Genomic DNA, 17,986 nt, shown 5'->3' on the forward strand with positions numbered 1-17,986 from the left:
AAAGGATAGACTCTTAATTTCATTGCGAAGAAGTGATGAGGGTCAAAAGCCCTCCATAAAATGGGTAGTGAAGACCTTCACTTTATTTAAAAACCTTTGCTAAAAAGTTAACATTTTGTAGGTTGGAGTGGAGGGCTACTTGACTCCTGTGGGATAGCGAGACAGACGAGCCACTAAACGGAGCGGGAGCGGAGGAAGCGGCTCGGCGCTCGCCCACAGGAAAGCAAGCAGCCTGCAACGGAAACCATTTTCACCTTTCACACAAATTCTATGGATGGTTTTGTTTTTCAACACTAAAAAAGCATGTTTTTGTATGAAAACATGCTTTCTTTTAGGATCTATTATTCATGCTGTCCATAGCCCGTTTCTTCAGCCATAGCGTCAGCCTTTGTCACATGAACAGTCCCAAATGGATGGTTTGGTGGCGCATAAATCGTATAAAGCTTTAGTGGTTTATCCCCTGTGTTCGTAACATTATGCCATGTTCCAGCAGGCACCATGATAGCCGTATCTTCTGTGACATGTCTCTGATAGTTTAAATAATCTTTAGTTGGCCCCATTTGAGTTAATCCATGCCCCTCCTCAATACAAATGAATTGGTCGACGTGAGGGTGTACTTCTAAGCCAATATCTTCCCCAACATTGAGACTCATCACCGTTACTTGTAGGTTTGACCCTGTCCACAGTGCTGTACGATAATTTTTATTGCGCTTTGTAGCCTCTTCAATGTCGACAACGAATGGACCTGGTCCAAAATCATTCTGGATATTACTTCTTGGCGTTCGTTCTACCTGATTTGGATAGGCCCAATAAACAGGTTGATAACCGTAATTATACGATTGATAATTACCGTAATAAGGGTGATACATTTATCTCAATCCTCTCATGCATGATAACGCTATAGTATGCAGTTGATTGAAAGAAGGTACTCATATGTAGTTTGCACTTTGAATTCTTAATTGAGTAATATTTAAATATAGACTGGAGGTAGTTGGCATGTATGCTAGATTAGCAGAAAAACTCGCAAGCACTACTGCGATTAAATGGTTTCCTGGACACGGTGCTGAAGATGATTGGATAGTAGAAGTTGAAGCAGAGTTAGGATTCAACTTACCACCATCCTATCGCTGGTGGTTAAAAAATTATGGTAATGGGCAGCTGAATGGTGGATCTATTCTCTCGATCGGTCAACCAGCATACAGAGACATCAATGATCACGATATTCTCTATATCCATCGTCTTAACTTGGCTGATGAAGATTGGTGTAAACAATATCCGAATAGATTAGATTTATTTGTTCCAGACGCTGACGAATTGTACTTCTTTGATCGATCGTCTAAAGATGAACTCAGCGAATTTCCTGTTATGTGCTATGACTTAATGAATGACATGATCTATGAATATGCCTCTTCCTTCTCAGAATTTCTTGAAAAATTGATTGATGAACGTAGTTAATAGCATGAGTTGCCTTATTTATGGAGGCAACTCACAACTCGGAAAATTCCTCTTTTAAACGCTTACGAAATTTATCATCTGTAAGAAATTTTAACTGAAAACTATTCATACTATTTGAGAGTTTAATCTGCTCTAATGTATTTAAGTTATTAGCGAAAAAGGCTATTTCTGTTTTATTTCCATCTTTATCTTCTGCATAGGCTGCTAGTGTTAACACAAATGCAGTCGATCCTCCCTTTTGACCAGCATGTTTTAGCCATGTTTGATTTCTAGGATTCTGCATTAATTGCTCCAACACGGGATCTAAATATTTATGTACCTCTGGACTAAAGAAATTTTTATTATTCAATTTTTCTAAAATAGAGATGTAATCATTTGTTGTGGCCCTTATTAAACGGTCTGACCATATCCTTTGAAAATCCATATTGAGCATTTTTTGTGCTTTTGCTTTCTCCTCAATTGTCAAAGGATGCTCTATCCAATTCGCATGAATAGCCATTGCCCGCTCACGATATTCAGCCATATCCATTTCTCGCATAGCCGTTAATGTTGCTTTTTTCGTTAAATTTTTTTCCGCCATCAAGTGAATAGGAATATGGAGTGCACTTACAATTGGATACAAAGGTTCATGATCCTCTACATTTAACTGAGTAAGCACATCATTAATTGTTTGAAAGCCGAGTACGTGCATTAAATATTCCGTATTTGCATTAGAGCTATAGGCAATCATGCCATTTGCTACTTGACTTAAAGGCACACGATCCGCCCCCTCAAGGTTTAACTGCGCTAACCATGCTTCATGTGCGCCGCCATCCGTTTTAGGGATATAAAATGCCTCTAACTCCTTTAGTGGGACCTGCTCTTGAGGATTAATGCTGCCATCTGCTGCTTGTTGAGCATAGGCGATGGCAACGATCATTTTAACCGTACTTGCTAATGGTAGCTGTTCCTTGGTGTTTAGCTCCACCCAATGTTGTTGATTATATTGAATGACAACGGAAATATTTTTATCCTCTTTATGTTCCTTCATAAATTGCACAATATATTCAGAATCGTCCCTCTTGATTTCCTTTTGAAACTTCCAAAAAATAACGCTACATACAAATCCTACACAAACCAAAATACTGCCAATCACCCAATACAGCTTTTTCATATTCATCCCTCCATCACTCGGCTGCTTCCAACAACCATTGCTGTAGTGCTGTAGACGACTGGTGATTTAATCGTAATGCTATTTCGGTGTTTATTTCTTCTGGCGGCATCACTTCTACAAGTATGCATACAGAGTCCCTTGTTTGATTCAAGGCGAATAGTCCCTCTTCATCAAGCTTTTTCATGGCTAGCTCCATTGCTGCTAGCCGTAATGCCAGTTCTTGCTGCCATGCTTCCCCTTCAAGAGTATAGATGTATGGGCGCTTATTAAAGCACTGCCGAACATTCGAAAAGTTTTCTTCTCCATAGCAATAATAGGGAGAATCTGCATAAGACCATTTGATAAGAGATGCTCTTTCAGATATGTTACTGTTAGTTTGTTTAGCAGCTTGTCGTTCCAGCGCTTCCCATGACCAAGCTGAAACGCTCGGGGCATGCCCTTCTCCAGTGGTGCATAACGTGCAGTAATAATACCGTTCACCATTTTTAAAAAGATCCAGAAATGTTTTTCTCGCAGCACAAACTATTACATCTGCCAATTGCTCCATGCTATCGATCTCTGACATATCTTACCTCCTTAATGAATTAGAGAAGCTCTTAAATTGCTAATCCCATTTTCTAAATATCCTTTGAGGCACGTTAATGTATAGACCCAACCCTCTTTTTGGCCCATCATTTTTGCCACGATTTCTGGGTCATGTACATTTAACCCTGATTCTACTACAGTAATAATTGTTTCACTTTGTGATTCTTCAAATGTGATGGTAACCATCGTCACTTCACCATGCTCTTCTCCCCATACAAACACAATTTTTTTATTCGTCTCCATTTCAAGAACGGTGATCACACCCTCTGCACGATACTCAGCATATTTAAGTGTGATTCTTTTACCCTCTCCCCATCTTTCAGAGCTGCTAGAAAACCAATAATGCCCGATTTCAGTAGGAGATATAATGGCTTCAAATACTTTATGGGCTGGCTGATTGATTTTTAATTTCGTCGTCACATCCGTATTTATCATCGTTCATCATCCTTTTCATATTGTCTATCTACACCTTCGCCAAAATTTTCCTTTAACCTTCCTTCCTAATAAAAATTCACTAAAAAAGATGCGATTCTCCTAATGGAATCGCACCTTTTCACTTAATATATCTTTTTATTATCATCAGAGCGGTTCTTTAAAAATTGCAGCACTGTTTCCTCTCCAGTAAACTGTTAGCTCATCTGATGAAAATAACCTATTTTAGCCTTTGGAGAAATGGCTATTCCCTCACCATTATTGGCTATATGTTGTAGTAATGTACTTTTACCACTACCATTGTTACCCGTAAGCGCAATTTTTTTACTAATGGAATTTGGAAGCTGACCTCGAGTAATAGTACCTTCCCTTGAACGTGTAAAGTGAAGCTATAATATGTCAAGTTTCAAAAATTCTCTCTAAAGACACATTAATTACTGTCGATATATCACAAATGAACATCCAAAAAGTATACCATTTGGTGAAAACCTGATATAGTATGGAATTTAAGAAAAAATAAAATTTGAATTGGTGGTGTTATGTGAATGAAGAAATACGTTATCGATATTTTAATGATTATGCTTGGATCACTGCTTTTTGCCCTAGCAGTTAACTTATTTGTTATTCCAAATGATTTAGGTGAGGGGGGCGTAACAGGCTTAACGATTATTGCTTATTATCTGTTCGGATGGTCGCCAAGTATTGTCAGCTTTGTTATGAATGCAGCTTTACTTATTGTTGGTTATAAATTTTTAAATAGACAAACAACAATCTACACAATCATTGCGGTCTCATTCCATTCTTTATTTTTACATTTAACAGAAACTTGGTCTATTTCCTCAGATGAAATTATCGTCAATACGATTTTTGGTGGCGTATTTGCTGGAGTTGGTATTGGCTTAATTATAAGAGTTGGTGGTACAACAGCAGGTTCTACGATTTTAGCTAGAATCACTAACAAATATCTAGGCTGGAGTATTAGCTATGGACTTTTATTCTTCGATTTAATTGTTGCTTTTTCGTCTTATTTTATCATTGGTGCGGAGGCATTAATGCTAACGATTGTCATGCTATACGTTGGTACAAAGGTAATGGAGTTTGTTATTGAAGGGGTTAACCCTAAAAAGGCAGTTACCATTATCTCTAAGAAACCTGAAGACATTGCTGGACAGGTAACTGCTTATATGAATCGCGGGGTAACTGTTCTATCAGGTCATGGCTATTATACAAAGGAACAAAAGGAAATTTTGTATATTGTTATTAGTAAACAAGAAGTTGTAAAGCTCAAAAAAATTGTCAAAGAAGTCGACAAGGATGCCTTTATTGCCATTCATGATGTAAGGGACGTTTTCGGAGAAGGCTTTATTGAATTAGCAAAATCATAAAACAGTCTAAAACACCTTTTGTCATTACTTACAAAAGGTGTTTTATGTTGTTGAAAAAGATGATGTCACTAGCAGAAAAAGACCTTTTGGCAAAGCGAGGGGTTGATTTCCGTTCTGCCAACGTCCTTTCCAGGGAGCGTCCGATGAGCCGCTTCAATCACTTCCGTTCGCTCCAGGGCTCCTCTGTGACGCTGGCTTTACTCCAATCAACCATTCTGCAAAAGTTCTTTTCCTTTTCTTTCATACTAACAGTAGTGAACACCTTCACTTTATTTGAAAACCTTGCTAAAAAGTTAACATTTTTATGGGTTGGAGTGGAAGGCTACTTGACTCCCGTGGGATCGCGAGACAGGCGAGTCCCCTGCCACGGAGATCCATTTTCACCTTTCACAAAAATGCTATTAATGGTTTTGTTTTTCTATCTACCTATTTCTATCAATCTGTAAGGAGCTTTCGATAATGCTGTCCAATAGTGCTGAATAGCTGATTCCCGCAGCAAGGGCACTTTTCGGTAGGAGGCTATTTTGTGTCATGCCAGGTAATGTATTAACCTCCAACACATAAGGAACGCCATCCTTAATCAACATATCTACTCTAGCATAGACACTGCATCTTAAAGTCTTGTAACTGATCATCGCAGCCTTAGCCACACGATCATGAATCGCAAGTGGGAGTTCTACAGGTTCCTCTATTGTAGAAGCATCATCATATTTTGCCTGGTAGTCAAAAAACACTGCCGTATGTTTGATTGAAAGGACTGGCAATAGCTGCTCATTGAGGATTGGACATGTAATTTCGTCACCAATCAAATACTGCTCAATAATAATTTCGTTATCCCACTTAAATACCTCTGCAATAGCAGTCAATAAGGCACTCAGATCATGGACAATGTGGACACCTACACTAGAGCCACCAGCATTTGGTTTAACGACAAGCGGATAACCAATAAGCTCTATATCCTGTAAGGGCAGCTCCTCTCCCTTTACGAGATGTATCCAATCTGGTGTTGCAACACCTTCATATCGAAGTATTTTTTTAGCCATATTTTTATCCATGCACAAACTACTTGCTAGAAGACCGCTTCCTGTATAAGGAATACCCAATGTTTCTAGCACCCCTTGAATTGTACCATCCTCTCCAAACTTACCATGAAGTGCTAACAAAGCCACATCAATGTCACGCACCTTGTCAATTATCTCTTTGTTATCATCTAATGTAATGGCAACAACTTCGTATTTTTGCTTATCTAATTGAGTGACCATTTCCTTACCTGTCATGATGGAAACCTGCTTTTCAGAGGAAGTACCACCCATAATTACGCCAACCTTCATTTTCTCAACTCCTCATATCGGTTTTCAATGTATCACCAATGATTTGAATACCACGAACAATATCGTCATCTGCTAAACGAGAGAAACCTAAACGAAATGTATTACTGCCTCTCCCGTTTGTATAAAATACATCTCCTGGATAAAACACCACGCCCTTGTCATAGCACTTCTCCAACAGTAAACGTGCATCTACTTCCTCTTTTAGCTCTATAAAGAGGTGAAGTCCTCCATCCCCTGTTATCCTGCTAAAGGGAATGTATTGCATACAGGCTTGACGAGCAAGCTCATATTTTTTCTTGTAAACAAATCTTGCTTTCTTCAGATATTTTTCAAAATAACCATCCTGTAAATATTGGTATAACACTGCCTGATCCAGTGTTGATGTATGAATCGTTCGAGCTCTTTTCATGCTTTCTAAGCTATCAATTAACGCCTTATCTGCTAAAATCCAACCAACACGTAAGCCAGGGAAAAGAATTTTAGAAAAGCTGCCAATATAGACAACGTTATTACCTATACCACTAAAAGCGATCAGTGGTGCCAAATGAGAGCTTGAATACCTCAATTCCTCATTAAAACCATCTTCTACAATGGGTATTTGATATTTGGAAAAAAGTTGAAAAATAGCATTCCTTTTCTCCGAGGAAGTGACAATTCCTGTTGGATTATGATAGGACGGGATGAGATAGGCAAAATCAAAATCCTTATCTGCTAACGTTTTTTTCACCTGATCCATATCAATCCCGTCATCTTTCATATCGACGCCATGTATGTCTAGCCCATGTAAACGGAAAAGCTTCAATGCTGCGTGATGTGTAGGATTTTCACATAGTACACGCCCTGATTTTTTAGCTAAAGAGGACAATAAAATATCTAGCCCCTCTGTAAAACCATTTGTAATTAAAATATCTTTATTAGAAATGTCTACACCTTTCATCTCCATATAGCTAAGAAGATAGTCAATTAAAGGCTTATACCCCTTGGCATAGCCATAGTTCAAGACAATATCTCCTTCAATGGACATTCTTGTGAGAAACGCCCTTTTGAAATTTTCAACATCAAAAAGCTTTTCTTCTGGAGCAATACTAGTAAACGAAATCATGCCTTTTTGCCAGTGTATATCTTGCCGTATTAAATCAATTTCATCTGCTAATAAAGTTGTTTCATTTAGCCTTTGCTTCCAATCTATTTCAATAGAAGAGGCTTTCAATGTAGTAACCTTTCCGATAAAATGCCCTTTTCCCTTCACTGCATAGATGATGCCATCTAGCTCTAATTCGGCATATGCGTTCAGCACCGTATTCCTACTGACCGCTAATAACTTACTAAGTTCACGGGTAGATGGAAGCTTTTGATGTTCCAACAGATGCCCTTTGACAATCATGTCTTGAACATAATCCTTCAATTGTACATAAACTGGTCGTTCATCCATAAGCTTAAAATCACTAAACACTTCCTAACCCCCTTGCTTCATTTTTGCATAAACCATGATGACCAAAAAGGTCCACACATTATGTAATTTCCTGTTAGAGTGGTTGCTCTTCCTTCTATCATATTTCAATATGGTCATAAGCATAAAAAGAAAACTCCTCTTTTGAGAAATGCATCTTCAAAAGAGGAGATTTTTATTATTTTAAAATATTTTTTAGACCGTATTTCCTTTTTCATCAGGATATACTAAAGACACGACTACTCCAACAATTAAGCAAATAAAGAATGTCGCTGCCTTGGCTGACACAACGGCCTCCATAGGTGACAGGGACCATGCAATTGCACTAATAAAGCCTACAATAATTGTGGCAATGACCCCAATGCCTGAAACACGTTTCCAGAAAAAGATTAGAAGGATAACAACAGAAAATGTATTGCCAATCCCTGCCCATGCAAAGGATACTAAGCTATAAATCACTGAACCCGATTTGAGTGAAATGATAATACCAACAATCCCACTAATAACAGCCACTAGACGCGAAAGGTGAACTAATTTTTTGCTGGAAATATTCCAACGTAATGTTTTATGAATGATGTCCTCACTTATTGATGTTGTGATTACTAACAATTGAGACGAAGCCGTTGACATAATAGCTGCTAAAATACCAGCCACAATAATTCCTGCAATCCAAGGAGGTAAAATTTCAAATACCATATGTGGCAAGATCATTTCAGGGTCCTCAATAGAGCCTTGTTTATACAAAGTGGACGCAAAAATGGCAGATAAAAAGGCACCCACATAGACAATTAGTGTCCAAATAATCGCCATATTACGGCCAGTAATTCGCTCTTTTTCAGTCGTAATAGCCATAAAACGAGAGCTCAATTGAGGTTGTCCTCCAAGCCAGCCAAAGAACCATGATAAATTTGTAAATAACATCGCCCCTAAGGCAAGTCCATTTAAGCCTCCAATCCAACTATCTGCGCCATTGCCCATTTGTGCAAGCTCTGTTGAAATGCTTAAACCTTGATGTTGAATTTCCATATAAGCTGCAATGGGTACAATAACGAACGAGATCAGCATTAAAAAACTTTGGATGGTATCTGTCCAAACAACAGACATAAATCCTCCCATACATGAATAGGCAATTATTATTGCTCCAATAATAATTGTTCCCCACGTAATGTTAAGTCCTGAGAATGAATAAATGGTTTTACCCATCCCGGAAAATTGAGCTGCTAAATAACAAACAAAGAATAACACCATTACTGCAGAAGCTAACCAACGAATTATATCTGCGTGCTTTGGAAATTTAACCGCAATATAATCTGTTAGGCTATTCACCTTATATTTTTGTTGCTCTGTCATAAAGCGTTTTGATAAAAATAGCCATGATGCAACAACGCCTAAAAGCATGCCAGATAAAATCCAAATTCCAGACAGCCCAGCCACATAAATAAAGCCAATTGCCCCTAAAAACATATAGGCGGATTCACCAGTTGCACGTTCAGAAAAGGCTAACGCCCAGCCAGGTAGTTTATTTCCCCCTAGAAAGTAATCATTATGTGATAAATCTTTTTTACTGAAGTATATACCCACTCCTAGCATAGCGAGTAAATAGATAAATATTTCAACATAAACAATTGTATGCATATACCCAAAGTCCTCCATCTGATTAATCTAAACAATCCCAATTGGTTTTATCAGATAATAGTTCGGGTTTTTTTAATTGTCAATAACTAATTTTGTAAAAAGGATGCAAAGTATTTCGATATTTCTACAAACTTTAAAGCCCCCGGAGAAAGATGAATACTGTGTTTGTGTGCAATTCCAACCTGTCTAATATATGCTTGATAAAATTTTTTTCTAATCAGCTTACTTGGTGCATGTAGTAAAAGGGAATTCGGCACAATGGAAATGCCTAAATTTTCATTGACCATTGTTAAAATAACTTGGTCAACCGATAGTTCATATACCACATTGGGATGGATTTTATGTTTAGCTAAAATCTTTGATACATCCCGATCAATCGTACGTTTAGGCATAATCCAGCGTTCATCCTGCAATTGCTCTAGATAAAGCGTCTCTTCATTCGCCAATGGATGCTCCTGTGCCATAATGCAAACAAGCTCATCATCAAAAATTGCATCAAATACAAGATGTTTAGAATTTGGCTGTACTAAAAAGCCAATATCTACTATACCATTATGAAGCCAGTCCTCGATTTGGTCATAGTCTCCCTCCATCAAACGAATTTGTAGGTCTGGATGATACTCTTCGAAGTACGCTAAAACCTTTGGTAATAATACCAATGAAACACTTGGTAGAATACCAACCGATAACGTACCCCCAATGAGATTTTTTAAATTTGCCACGGAGGTTTCAAGTTGCTGCTGTTGCTGCAATATTTTTGATATGTGTTCGTAAACTATTCTCCCCTCACTCGTTAAAACAATATTATTGCGGTTTCGAATAATTAGAGAAAGCCCTAATTCTGCCTCTAAATTACTAATCGTATGACTGATTGAAGACTGTGTGAGATTGAGCTTTAAGCCTGTTTCTGTAAAATTCCCTGTATCGATAAGTGTATGGAAAGCAATATATTGTGCTAATGTAGCCATGCTATTCTGCCCCTTTTATGATTTTTTTTCATATTTGATTGTGTAAATATTCATTTGATTTAAATTACTAGCCACCTCTATAATAAAAATAAAATCCAAGTAAATCAATATGATTTGTGATGAGGGGGCTCATAAAATGGCAGAGGAAAAATTAATGATGAAGGCTTTATCTATGGACATAATTACTGCAAAAATGTTTACAGAATTACATCTCTCCATTACAGAGCAATACGGAGAGCATGGTCGGGGGTTAGTACAAAAAGGGTTGGAGGCCTTTGGTTTAAAAGACGCTGAAGCAATGGCAAAAAAGGCAACAGCAGAAGGCGAAAATCATACTTTCTTTGAATATTTACCATCAAGTGTCGAGGGTGAAGAGAAATTTGCGGATTTAACAACGTTCGCCCGTTTTTCCAAAATGTTTGCACAAATTGCCAAGCCAGTTGTAGATGAATATGGAGAAGCTGGTGAACAAGTGATTATGCGGGCAGTAGAACGTTTTGGCCATAAGCGAGGCCAAGGTATTGCTCAACGTGCACGCACAAACGGCCTAGAAAATTCAGTAGAGCATTATTTAACAAACTATGATATGGGTCGTAGTGATTTATTTGAAATAGAAACCGTCTATAAAGAAAATGAGGTAGAACAAACGTTTACACATTGCCCACTAGGTCAACAATGGGCAGATGATGATATGGGTAAATACGGCATTTTATATTGCAAAGTCATCGACCCCTCTATTGCCAAAGGGTACAATAAAAATCTAGAGGTGGTACATGATCAATTTGTTTTACGTGAAGGACAGTGCCACTTCCAATTCCAAATGAAAGAGTGATGGTCATGATTAATGGAGTTAGGCTCGTACAGCATCTTCAAGACTTAAGTCAAATTGGTCGCAATGAAAAGACAGGTGGCATTAACCGCTTCTCGTTCACACCAGAAGAAAAGCAGGCCATTGAGTTAGTCACAACTTATATGGAACAAGCAGGAATGAATGTCGCAATCGATGCAGTTGGAAACCTTATTGGTACATATGGTGAAGGAAATGAAACCATTATGCTGGGTTCTCACATCGATACAGTACCAGAGGGCGGCAAATATGATGGAGCATTAGGAGTGCTAGCAGCAATTGAAGTGGTACATTCTATGCATGAGCAACAGTTGCTACCCTCTAAAAAAATTCAAGTTGTCGCTTTTAAGGATGAGGAAGGAACGAGATTTGGCTTCGGGCTCCTTGGCAGTAGTGCAATGGCTGGTCTTTTAACGGAGGAGCAGTTACAGCACTCAGATGAAGCTGGCATTTCCATTGAAGAAGCCATGAAGGATTTCGATTTATCACCTTATCCTTTAGTAAAAGTGCAGCGTAATGATATTAAAGCTTATTTAGAAATGCATATCGAGCAAGGAAAAGTGTTAGAAAATGAAGACCTACCAGTCGGTGTTGTCACAGGTATTGCAGCCCCCTTATGGCTAGAGGTAACCGTAACGGGTGTCAGTGAACATGCTGGTGCCACACCTATGCCGATTCGTCAGGATGCTCTAACTGCAGCAAGCGAAATGATTTTAGCTATTGAGCAACTATTAAACAATACAACAGATTCCGTTGCAACCGTTGGTAAGCTAACGGTCTCTCCAAATGGGACAAACGTTATACCAGGTAAAGTCACGTTCTCGATTGATCTTCGTGATATTGACGAAAATAAAGTAAGCGCACTAGAACAAGAAATTATGCAACAGCTGCAACAAATTGCTGAACGAAGACATGTCTCATTGGCATCAAAAGTATTGCAACGCATTAAGCCTGCAAAAACCGATGCCTTACTACAAAAGCAACTCACTACAAGTATTGAAAAGCAAGGTATACGACCTTATTCTCTCATAAGTGGTGCTGGGCATGACGCAATGAATATTGCTGAAATTGCCCCGATTGGGATGCTATTCGTTCGCTCAAAGGACGGCATTAGTCATAATCCATTAGAATACAGTTCAGATGAAGATATTGTTGTAGCAACTAATATTTTTTATGATACCGTTGTCGAACTTGCTAGATAGGCTACTATACTATAGAAGAAAGCCATTCTCTATATTGTTGAGAATGGCTTTTATAGAAAGTCATTATTCTTCGCCTTAGCAATAATTTTTTGAATGAACGGTTCCTTTTTCTTGGTATAGGTTTGGCGATCATACTGAAAGTGATCAGCAAGCTGTTCTTTTAAGGTTTCATATTCATCCGCCGCTTGAGCATTTAATCGAAGATAATCTCGGAACAGGCATTTGTCAATCCATTCACTACTGTTATATTCACATATGTGTAAATGACATGTTCCTTGGCCCCATAGCCCTTTTCTAAAAAATCTTCTTTCCATTAGCTCTGGTTTAGGAACATATTCATACCCAATAATTCTTAACGCCTCTATTAGTTCCGAGACTACTTCTATACTTGGGACGCCTAGAAGAATATCGATAATAGGCTTAGCCTTTAAACCTTTGATAGATGTGCTACCGATGTGCTCAATCCCTAATATTGCATGGCCAATAACTTCTTGAATACTTCTTTTCTCATATAAAAATTGTTCTTCCCAATTCACATCATACTCTGACAATACCACTTCAATTTTTTTCAAGTGGTGCTCACCTCACTTTTTGGAATAAGCCAACTATAAATAATGCGTATTTACCTTAAAATAATAAATCTATTTCGTTTTTCAATCTCCTTTTATATAACAAAATCTCTCTATTTTTGATTTAACTGGTTTCATATCAAGAAAAAGAATATCCTCTCTTTTAATATGATATAGTGTAATTATGGTTAATTTTTCTAAATAATTGAAAGGGGCTATAAAATGGAAGAAATTTTAACGATTACGAATTTAACGAAGAGTTATGGAAACAAGGAAATCTTGAAGGGGATTGACCTTCATGCAGCTAGAGGTGAAATCATCGGTTATATTGGCCCCAATGGCGCTGGTAAAAGTACAACTGTAAAACTAATTCTAGGCCTAGAAGGTGATTATGGCGGCGAAATTAAGCTCTTTGGGAAAAGCATAAGGCAAGACCAAATTGATTATAAACGGCGAATTGGTTACGTTCCTGAAATCGCTGATGTTTATGACAACTTAACAGGCTATGAATATTTAACCTTCATCGGGCAGCTATATGGATTAGAGCTAGAGGAGGCGGCTGACAAATCCAAATCGCTAATGGAGCTGTTTGGAGTTGGTGAAGCGTACCATTCTAGAATTTCTTCTTATTCTAAGGGCATGCGTCAAAAACTACTAATTATTGCAAGCCTCATACATAATCCAGACCTGCTATTTTTAGATGAACCAATCAATGGCCTAGACGCAAACAGTGTCATGATTTTTAAAGAAATCCTAACGCAACTAGCTGCCAACGGAAAGACTATATTTTACTCATCTCACATTATGGATGTAGTTGAAAAAATCAGTAGCCGTATCATTCTGCTGTATGATGGAAAAATTGCAGCGGACGGAACATTTGCCCAATTACAAGCAGATAATACCGAAGGAACATTAGAAAGAATTTTTAACCAGTTAACAGGATTTCATGAACATCAGGAAATCGGAGAAAAATTTGTGTCCGTCGTTCAAGGAGGACGATTATGACAGATTTCAAAACGCTACAATTGCTTGATAAATTCCGATGGCTTTTTGTAAAAATGGGCATTGATTATGACATGATGAGAAGAATCCTTCATATTAAATTAACGATGGATGAACGGAAAGTACCAACCCTATTTAATCAGAACAAAAAGAAAGACAATCAAAAGTACGGTTATATTAAGTCTCTATGGATTTATGCGTTATTCGGTCTTATACTCATCCCGCTTATGGGATTTGGTCAAAATTTTCTATTTCAAATGAGCATTGCCTTTGCAATGATTATATTTCTGATTATGACTTCATTGATTTCTGATTTTTCTTCTGTGCTTTTAGATGTACGAGATAAAAGCATACTTTCAACTAAGCCGATTTCAGCTAAAACAATCAATGCAGCAAAATTTATGCATATTTTTATTTATTTATCCTATTTAACATTGGCCCTAACAGCCATCCCACTAATAGTCAGCCTTTTTACTCAAGGTATTGTGTTTTTTATTTTAACAGGTCTTGAGATTCTATTAATGAATTTATTTATAGTTGCCATCACAGCCATTTTATATATTGCCATTTTACGATTCTTCGATGGCGAAAAGCTGAAGGATATGATTAATTATGTACAAATCGCTTTATCTCTAATGCTGATGGTTGGCTATCAAGTTCTTATTCGATCATTTGAATTCGTCAATTTAGATATGGTAGTGTCGTTTCATTGGTGGAGCCTCTTCTTAATACCGATGTGGTTCGCTGCTCCTTATGAACTCATACTGCATGGTGACACATCCTTATTGACAGTCATTTATACCCTCTTAGCAGTGATTGTACCTATTATTTCGATTTGGATATATATCAAGCTCATACCAACCTTTGAACGCAATCTCCAAAAATTGCTAAGTACAAGTAAATCAAAAAAAGAAAAGAACAATCGATTAAAGTCGTTTTTATTAACCATTGTGTGCAGAACACACGAAGAACGAGCTTTCTATCGCTTCGCCACTCTGATGATGAAGCAAGAGCGAGAGTTTAAGTTGAAGGTCTATCCATCTTTAGGTTTTTCATTTATTATCCCCTTTATTTTCATATTTACTTTTAGCAGGGGCGAAGAAGTCGATTATGCTAGCAGTATGGGCTATTTAAATATCTACTTTAGTATGATGATTATACCATCCGCTGTCCTTATGCTTGGTCACTCTGCTAAATATAAGGCTGCTTGGATTTATAAAACGCTCCCGATTAAAGACTATACAGATTTACAAAAAGGTAGCTTAAAGGCATTTTTAATCAATTTGTATATTCCGTTATTTTTAGTACTAGGTATAGTCTTTAGCTATATTTACGGTATTCGAATTATCCCTGATTTACTAGCTGTTTTGGTAACAAGCTGGTTGTATACCATCCTTTGTTTCGTCATGATGACAAACAAATTACCTTTTACCAAACCCTATGATGAAGTTAATGATGCGCAAGGCTGGAAGATTCTTTTGTTATTGCTCCCTTTAGGTTTACTTGTAGGGCTGCACTATATAATAGCTAGTCAGATAACATACGGCTCTACTATATATTTCATTGTGTTTTTCTTCATCAACATCTTGATTTGGAAACTGGTTTTTAAATCGGAAAAATAACAAAAAAACGGCTCAAATCCTATTATAGAGTGGGATCAGCCGTTTTTTCCATGCTATGGCGTTTAAAAGGTAAATGCAACGATTTCTTCCTCACCACTTTTCATATCTTTTATTTTATACATATTTTGACTGACCTCGTTTTCTCCTAATACAATGACCTTTGGTGTGTTTTCACGATTGGCTTTTTCCATTGCCTTCTTCACTTTTTTCCCACTTAACTCAACTTCTACTTTATATTTTTCTCGCCGTAATACAGTTGCCAGCTTTAGTGCCTCCTTTTCTGTTCCCAGAGGAATAATATAAATATCCACACTAGGAGCGTTTTGATCTACTTTTCCCGAAAGCGACAAAGCTGTATAGATGACATCTAACCCAAATGAAATACCAACAGTTGCATAGGTTTGATCTGTCTCTAAAAGGCCACCAATTGCATTGTCATAGCGTCCCCCGCTACCAATACTTGATCGGATTGTTCCATCAGCTAAAAAGATTTCATAAATTGTTCCTGTGTAAATTTCAAGTCCTCTCGCTAAAAATGGATTGAAAATACATTGCCCACTTATTCCAAGTGCCTCTATATAAGCTGTTAGTTCCGTTAATTCCTGTAAACCTTGTTGTAAAAAGTTGTTTTCGGTCGCATAGCCTTCAAAATACGCCATACTTATTTGAGGACGTTCATCTAAAAAACGCTTTATTTTATTAATGCTATTATCTAATAACCCCAATGCCTGCAATTCTGCGAGCATTGTTTTCTCGTCTATTTTTTCAATCTTATCTAAAATTAAAATAACTCGATTCATTTGATCCTGTTCAACCTCAAATAATTGCAGCAAACCAACTAAAAGCTTGCGATTATTATATTGGAGATTAATTTTAAGTTTAAGCTGATCAAAGGCATCTATCGCCATCATCATTAGCTCCGCCTCAGCAGCCTGTGATTCTACCCCAACAATATCTACATCACATTGTGTAAATTCGCGAAAACGACCAGCCTGAATGGGGCCATCTCGAAATACTTTGCCAATCTCATATCGTTTAAATGGCATAGCAATCGCTGGATTCATAGCTACAACCTTTGCAAATGGAATCGTTAAATCATAGCGTAACGCTAAATCCCGCTCGCCTCGATCTGTTAATGTATACATCTCCTGTAAAATCTCAGCACCACCAGCATATTTAGAAGCCATCAACTCTGTATAGTTAAGAATAGGTGTTTCTAACGGCTTGCAGCCATAGGATATAAATGTATCTTCTAACGTACGGCGTATCGCACGACGAGTAGCCTCCTGCTCTGGTAAATAATCTTGTGTTCCTCGAACATTCTGATAGTCCATTTTTTTCATCATAATCTCCTCCTCATTTTTTGAGCAATAAAAAAACCGTATAACGATAAAGCTTCAAATCAGCTTTATTTATACGATTACATGAGAAATAGTCTTCCTATTCAATATTAATAAGATAATAAAGATAGCAAGACTAGTGATGATGATGTTTTGTTGTGAATGATTGGACAAGAGTAATGACCATGTTTATTCCCCCTTTAATATTAAGGGTTACTATAAGACACACCAGATTAAATGTCAAACTTTTTCTAAAATTCATACAGTATTTTTTTCATTTTTTCTAGAGTAGCTAACATTTCAGCTAATTCTTCAGATGATAAATTAGCATGGTACTTTTCTGTAATCTGTTGATTAAAGGCTTCGATTTCCTGTTTATATAGTTGCCCCTTCTCACCCAATTCAACAGAAAATGCACGCCTATCCTCTTCATGCTGCCTTTTCATTATATAACCATCCTGTTCAAGCTTAGCTAATTGCTGACTCACTGCACTTTTCGTAATAGCCATTTTATCTGCTAGTTCTGAAGGTGAACAGGACGGATGACGAATCACTAATGTTAAAAGAACATATTGCTGATTATTTAAGGAGTAATTAGTATAAGCCCTTTCCATTTTCTCAAGCATGATCCAAATATCTTCAATGGTTTGATTAATTTGCTCCGCTACCTTGTTATTCTTCATTTTTTTGAGTGTCACCTTTTTCTCGCCATTTTTTAGGATTTAGATAGCTTTTAAATTTGTTAGCTACCTCTTTTCCAACAAGTAAAGCACCAAGCCAAAATAAGATTTCAGCTACAATAATACTTCCTGGTATAATCCCAGCCTTTACTTTTGTAGGTATCGGTGTGAAAGGTGTAATGATTGGGATTAACCATAGTGAAAGAGAAAAGATAATAATGCCTAATCCAAGCTTATAAGCAAATGATTTTTGTGTTTTTTCGTTAGAGGTCATGTATCTTCTCCTGCGCATTAATTTATTTAAGTTAACTAAACTATATTATACATTTC

Annotated in this window: 19 protein-coding genes and 1 pseudogene; 7 read left to right on the forward strand and 13 right to left on the reverse strand. The window is 37.3% G+C overall.

What is annotated here, in order from left to right; translation table 11 throughout:
• Positions 1–341: 341 nt before the first annotated feature.
• Positions 342–869: a cupin domain-containing protein gene (locus tag MHB40_RS23855; RefSeq protein ID WP_342441947.1), complete on the reverse strand. Its 528-nt coding sequence runs from the start codon at positions 867–869 to the stop codon at positions 342–344.
• 127 nt (positions 870–996) lie between these two features.
• Between MHB40_RS23855 and MHB40_RS23860 the strand changes: the two genes are divergently transcribed.
• Positions 997–1,455: an SMI1/KNR4 family protein gene (locus tag MHB40_RS23860; RefSeq protein ID WP_342441948.1), complete on the forward strand. Its 459-nt coding sequence runs from the start codon at positions 997–999 to the stop codon at positions 1,453–1,455.
• Positions 1,456–1,486: 31 nt separating this feature from the next.
• On the opposite strand, the gene MHB40_RS23865 is transcribed toward MHB40_RS23860, so the two are convergent.
• The 4 genes and pseudogenes from MHB40_RS23865 to MHB40_RS23880 all read right to left on the reverse strand — a co-directional run.
• Positions 1,487–2,608, reverse strand: coding sequence for a serine hydrolase (locus MHB40_RS23865; RefSeq protein WP_342441949.1), 1,122 nt, complete (start codon positions 2,606–2,608; stop codon positions 1,487–1,489).
• A 13-nt stretch (positions 2,609–2,621) separates the two neighbouring features.
• Positions 2,622–3,173, reverse strand: a complete 552-nt coding sequence (locus MHB40_RS23870) for a DUF4303 domain-containing protein (RefSeq protein ID WP_342441950.1) — start codon at positions 3,171–3,173, stop codon at positions 2,622–2,624.
• Positions 3,174–3,184: 11 nt separating this feature from the next.
• Positions 3,185–3,628, reverse strand: coding sequence for an SRPBCC family protein (locus MHB40_RS23875; RefSeq protein ID WP_342441951.1), 444 nt, complete (start codon positions 3,626–3,628; stop codon positions 3,185–3,187).
• Positions 3,629–3,825: 197 nt separating this feature from the next.
• A pseudogene (locus tag MHB40_RS23880) lies at positions 3,826–4,013 on the reverse strand (ATP-binding cassette domain-containing protein); the annotation flags it as partial.
• Between the two features lie 157 nt (positions 4,014–4,170).
• On the opposite strand from MHB40_RS23880, the gene MHB40_RS23885 reads away from it, so the two are divergent.
• A complete protein-coding gene (locus MHB40_RS23885) occupies positions 4,171–5,010 on the forward strand; it encodes a YitT family protein (RefSeq protein ID WP_036079667.1) in 840 nt (279 codons plus the stop codon).
• Positions 5,011–5,060: 50 nt separating this feature from the next.
• Positions 5,061–5,456, forward strand: coding sequence for a hypothetical protein (locus MHB40_RS23890; protein ID WP_342441952.1), 396 nt, complete (start codon positions 5,061–5,063; stop codon positions 5,454–5,456).
• Here MHB40_RS23890 and MHB40_RS23895 read toward each other — a convergent pair.
• The 4 genes from MHB40_RS23895 to MHB40_RS23910 all read right to left on the reverse strand — a co-directional run bounded on the left by MHB40_RS23895 (position 5,433) and on the right by MHB40_RS23910 (position 10,394).
• A complete protein-coding gene (locus MHB40_RS23895; protein WP_342533562.1) occupies positions 5,433–6,341 on the reverse strand; it encodes a D-alanine--D-alanine ligase in 909 nt (302 codons plus the stop codon). The genes MHB40_RS23890 and MHB40_RS23895 overlap by 24 nt on opposite strands.
• A gap of 4 nt (positions 6,342–6,345) precedes the next feature.
• Positions 6,346–7,794, reverse strand: a complete 1,449-nt coding sequence (locus tag MHB40_RS23900; protein ID WP_342533563.1) for a PLP-dependent aminotransferase family protein — start codon at positions 7,792–7,794, stop codon at positions 6,346–6,348.
• A 192-nt stretch (positions 7,795–7,986) separates the two neighbouring features.
• Complete coding sequence (locus MHB40_RS23905) at positions 7,987–9,426, reverse strand: sodium/proline symporter (protein WP_342533564.1); 1,440 nt, start codon at positions 9,424–9,426, stop codon at positions 7,987–7,989.
• A gap of 86 nt (positions 9,427–9,512) precedes the next feature.
• Complete coding sequence (locus MHB40_RS23910) at positions 9,513–10,394, reverse strand: LysR family transcriptional regulator (protein ID WP_205446082.1); 882 nt, start codon at positions 10,392–10,394, stop codon at positions 9,513–9,515.
• Between the two features lie 136 nt (positions 10,395–10,530).
• Between MHB40_RS23910 and MHB40_RS23915 the strand changes: the two genes are divergently transcribed.
• Positions 10,531–11,226 carry an L-2-amino-thiazoline-4-carboxylic acid hydrolase gene (locus MHB40_RS23915; RefSeq protein ID WP_342441956.1) on the forward strand — a complete coding sequence of 232 codons (696 nt, stop codon included), beginning with the start codon at positions 10,531–10,533 and terminating at the stop codon, positions 11,224–11,226.
• Positions 11,227–11,231: 5 nt separating this feature from the next.
• The gene (locus tag MHB40_RS23920; RefSeq protein ID WP_342441957.1) at positions 11,232–12,443 is read left to right on the forward strand and encodes a Zn-dependent hydrolase; all 1,212 of its coding nucleotides are present in this window, start codon (positions 11,232–11,234) and stop codon (positions 12,441–12,443) included.
• Between the two features lie 50 nt (positions 12,444–12,493).
• On the opposite strand, the gene MHB40_RS23925 is transcribed toward MHB40_RS23920, so the two are convergent.
• Entirely contained in the window at positions 12,494–13,015 is a 522-nt protein-coding gene (locus tag MHB40_RS23925) for a GrpB family protein (RefSeq protein ID WP_342533565.1), read from the reverse strand.
• A 219-nt stretch (positions 13,016–13,234) separates the two neighbouring features.
• On the opposite strand from MHB40_RS23925, the gene MHB40_RS23930 reads away from it, so the two are divergent.
• Positions 13,235–14,017: an ABC transporter ATP-binding protein gene (locus MHB40_RS23930; protein WP_342533566.1), complete on the forward strand. Its 783-nt coding sequence runs from the start codon at positions 13,235–13,237 to the stop codon at positions 14,015–14,017.
• Positions 14,014–15,636 carry a hypothetical protein gene (locus tag MHB40_RS23935; RefSeq protein WP_342533567.1) on the forward strand — a complete coding sequence of 541 codons (1,623 nt, stop codon included), beginning with the start codon at positions 14,014–14,016 and terminating at the stop codon, positions 15,634–15,636. The genes MHB40_RS23930 and MHB40_RS23935 overlap by 4 nt, the downstream gene beginning before the upstream one ends.
• A 62-nt stretch (positions 15,637–15,698) precedes the next feature.
• Here the strand turns inward: MHB40_RS23935 and MHB40_RS23940 are convergent, their stop codons facing one another.
• The 3 genes from MHB40_RS23940 to MHB40_RS23950 all read right to left on the reverse strand — a co-directional run bounded on the left by MHB40_RS23940 (position 15,699) and on the right by MHB40_RS23950 (position 17,930).
• Positions 15,699–16,979, reverse strand: a complete 1,281-nt coding sequence (locus tag MHB40_RS23940) for a histidine--tRNA ligase (RefSeq protein WP_342534814.1) — start codon at positions 16,977–16,979, stop codon at positions 15,699–15,701.
• Between the two features lie 248 nt (positions 16,980–17,227).
• Positions 17,228–17,659, reverse strand: coding sequence for a MarR family transcriptional regulator (locus tag MHB40_RS23945; protein ID WP_342533568.1), 432 nt, complete (start codon positions 17,657–17,659; stop codon positions 17,228–17,230).
• Complete coding sequence (locus MHB40_RS23950; protein ID WP_205446091.1) at positions 17,649–17,930, reverse strand: transporter suffix domain-containing protein; 282 nt, start codon at positions 17,928–17,930, stop codon at positions 17,649–17,651. Before MHB40_RS23950 ends, MHB40_RS23945 begins: the two co-directional genes overlap by 11 nt.
• Between the last annotated feature and the right edge of the window lie 56 nt (positions 17,931–17,986).

This window comes from Lysinibacillus sp. FSL K6-0057, assembly GCF_038630885.1.
GTDB classification, from domain to species: domain Bacteria; phylum Bacillota; class Bacilli; order Bacillales_A; family Planococcaceae; genus Lysinibacillus; species Lysinibacillus fusiformis_F.

Coding starts and splice junctions, on each gene's coding strand:
- MHB40_RS23855 (WP_342441947.1), bottom strand. CDS start 869: ATGTATCACCCTTATTACGGTAATTATCAATCGTATAATTACGGTTAT.
- MHB40_RS23860 (WP_342441948.1), top strand. CDS start 997: ATGTATGCTAGATTAGCAGAAAAACTCGCAAGCACTACTGCGATTAAA.
- MHB40_RS23865 (WP_342441949.1), bottom strand. CDS start 2,608: ATGAAAAAGCTGTATTGGGTGATTGGCAGTATTTTGGTTTGTGTAGGA.
- MHB40_RS23870 (WP_342441950.1), bottom strand. CDS start 3,173: ATGTCAGAGATCGATAGCATGGAGCAATTGGCAGATGTAATAGTTTGT.
- MHB40_RS23875 (WP_342441951.1), bottom strand. CDS start 3,628: ATGATAAATACGGATGTGACGACGAAATTAAAAATCAATCAGCCAGCC.
- MHB40_RS23885 (WP_036079667.1), top strand. CDS start 4,171: ATGAAGAAATACGTTATCGATATTTTAATGATTATGCTTGGATCACTG.
- MHB40_RS23895 (WP_342533562.1), bottom strand. CDS start 6,341: ATGAAGGTTGGCGTAATTATGGGTGGTACTTCCTCTGAAAAGCAGGTT.
- MHB40_RS23905 (WP_342533564.1), bottom strand. CDS start 9,426: ATGCATACAATTGTTTATGTTGAAATATTTATCTATTTACTCGCTATG.
- MHB40_RS23910 (WP_205446082.1), bottom strand. CDS start 10,394: ATGGCTACATTAGCACAATATATTGCTTTCCATACACTTATCGATACA.
- MHB40_RS23915 (WP_342441956.1), top strand. CDS start 10,531: ATGGCAGAGGAAAAATTAATGATGAAGGCTTTATCTATGGACATAATT.
- MHB40_RS23920 (WP_342441957.1), top strand. CDS start 11,232: ATGATTAATGGAGTTAGGCTCGTACAGCATCTTCAAGACTTAAGTCAA.
- MHB40_RS23930 (WP_342533566.1), top strand. CDS start 13,235: ATGGAAGAAATTTTAACGATTACGAATTTAACGAAGAGTTATGGAAAC.
- MHB40_RS23935 (WP_342533567.1), top strand. CDS start 14,014: ATGACAGATTTCAAAACGCTACAATTGCTTGATAAATTCCGATGGCTT.
- MHB40_RS23940 (WP_342534814.1), bottom strand. CDS start 16,979: ATGAAAAAAATGGACTATCAGAATGTTCGAGGAACACAAGATTATTTA.
- MHB40_RS23945 (WP_342533568.1), bottom strand. CDS start 17,659: ATGAAGAATAACAAGGTAGCGGAGCAAATTAATCAAACCATTGAAGAT.
- MHB40_RS23950 (WP_205446091.1), bottom strand. CDS start 17,930: ATGACCTCTAACGAAAAAACACAAAAATCATTTGCTTATAAGCTTGGA.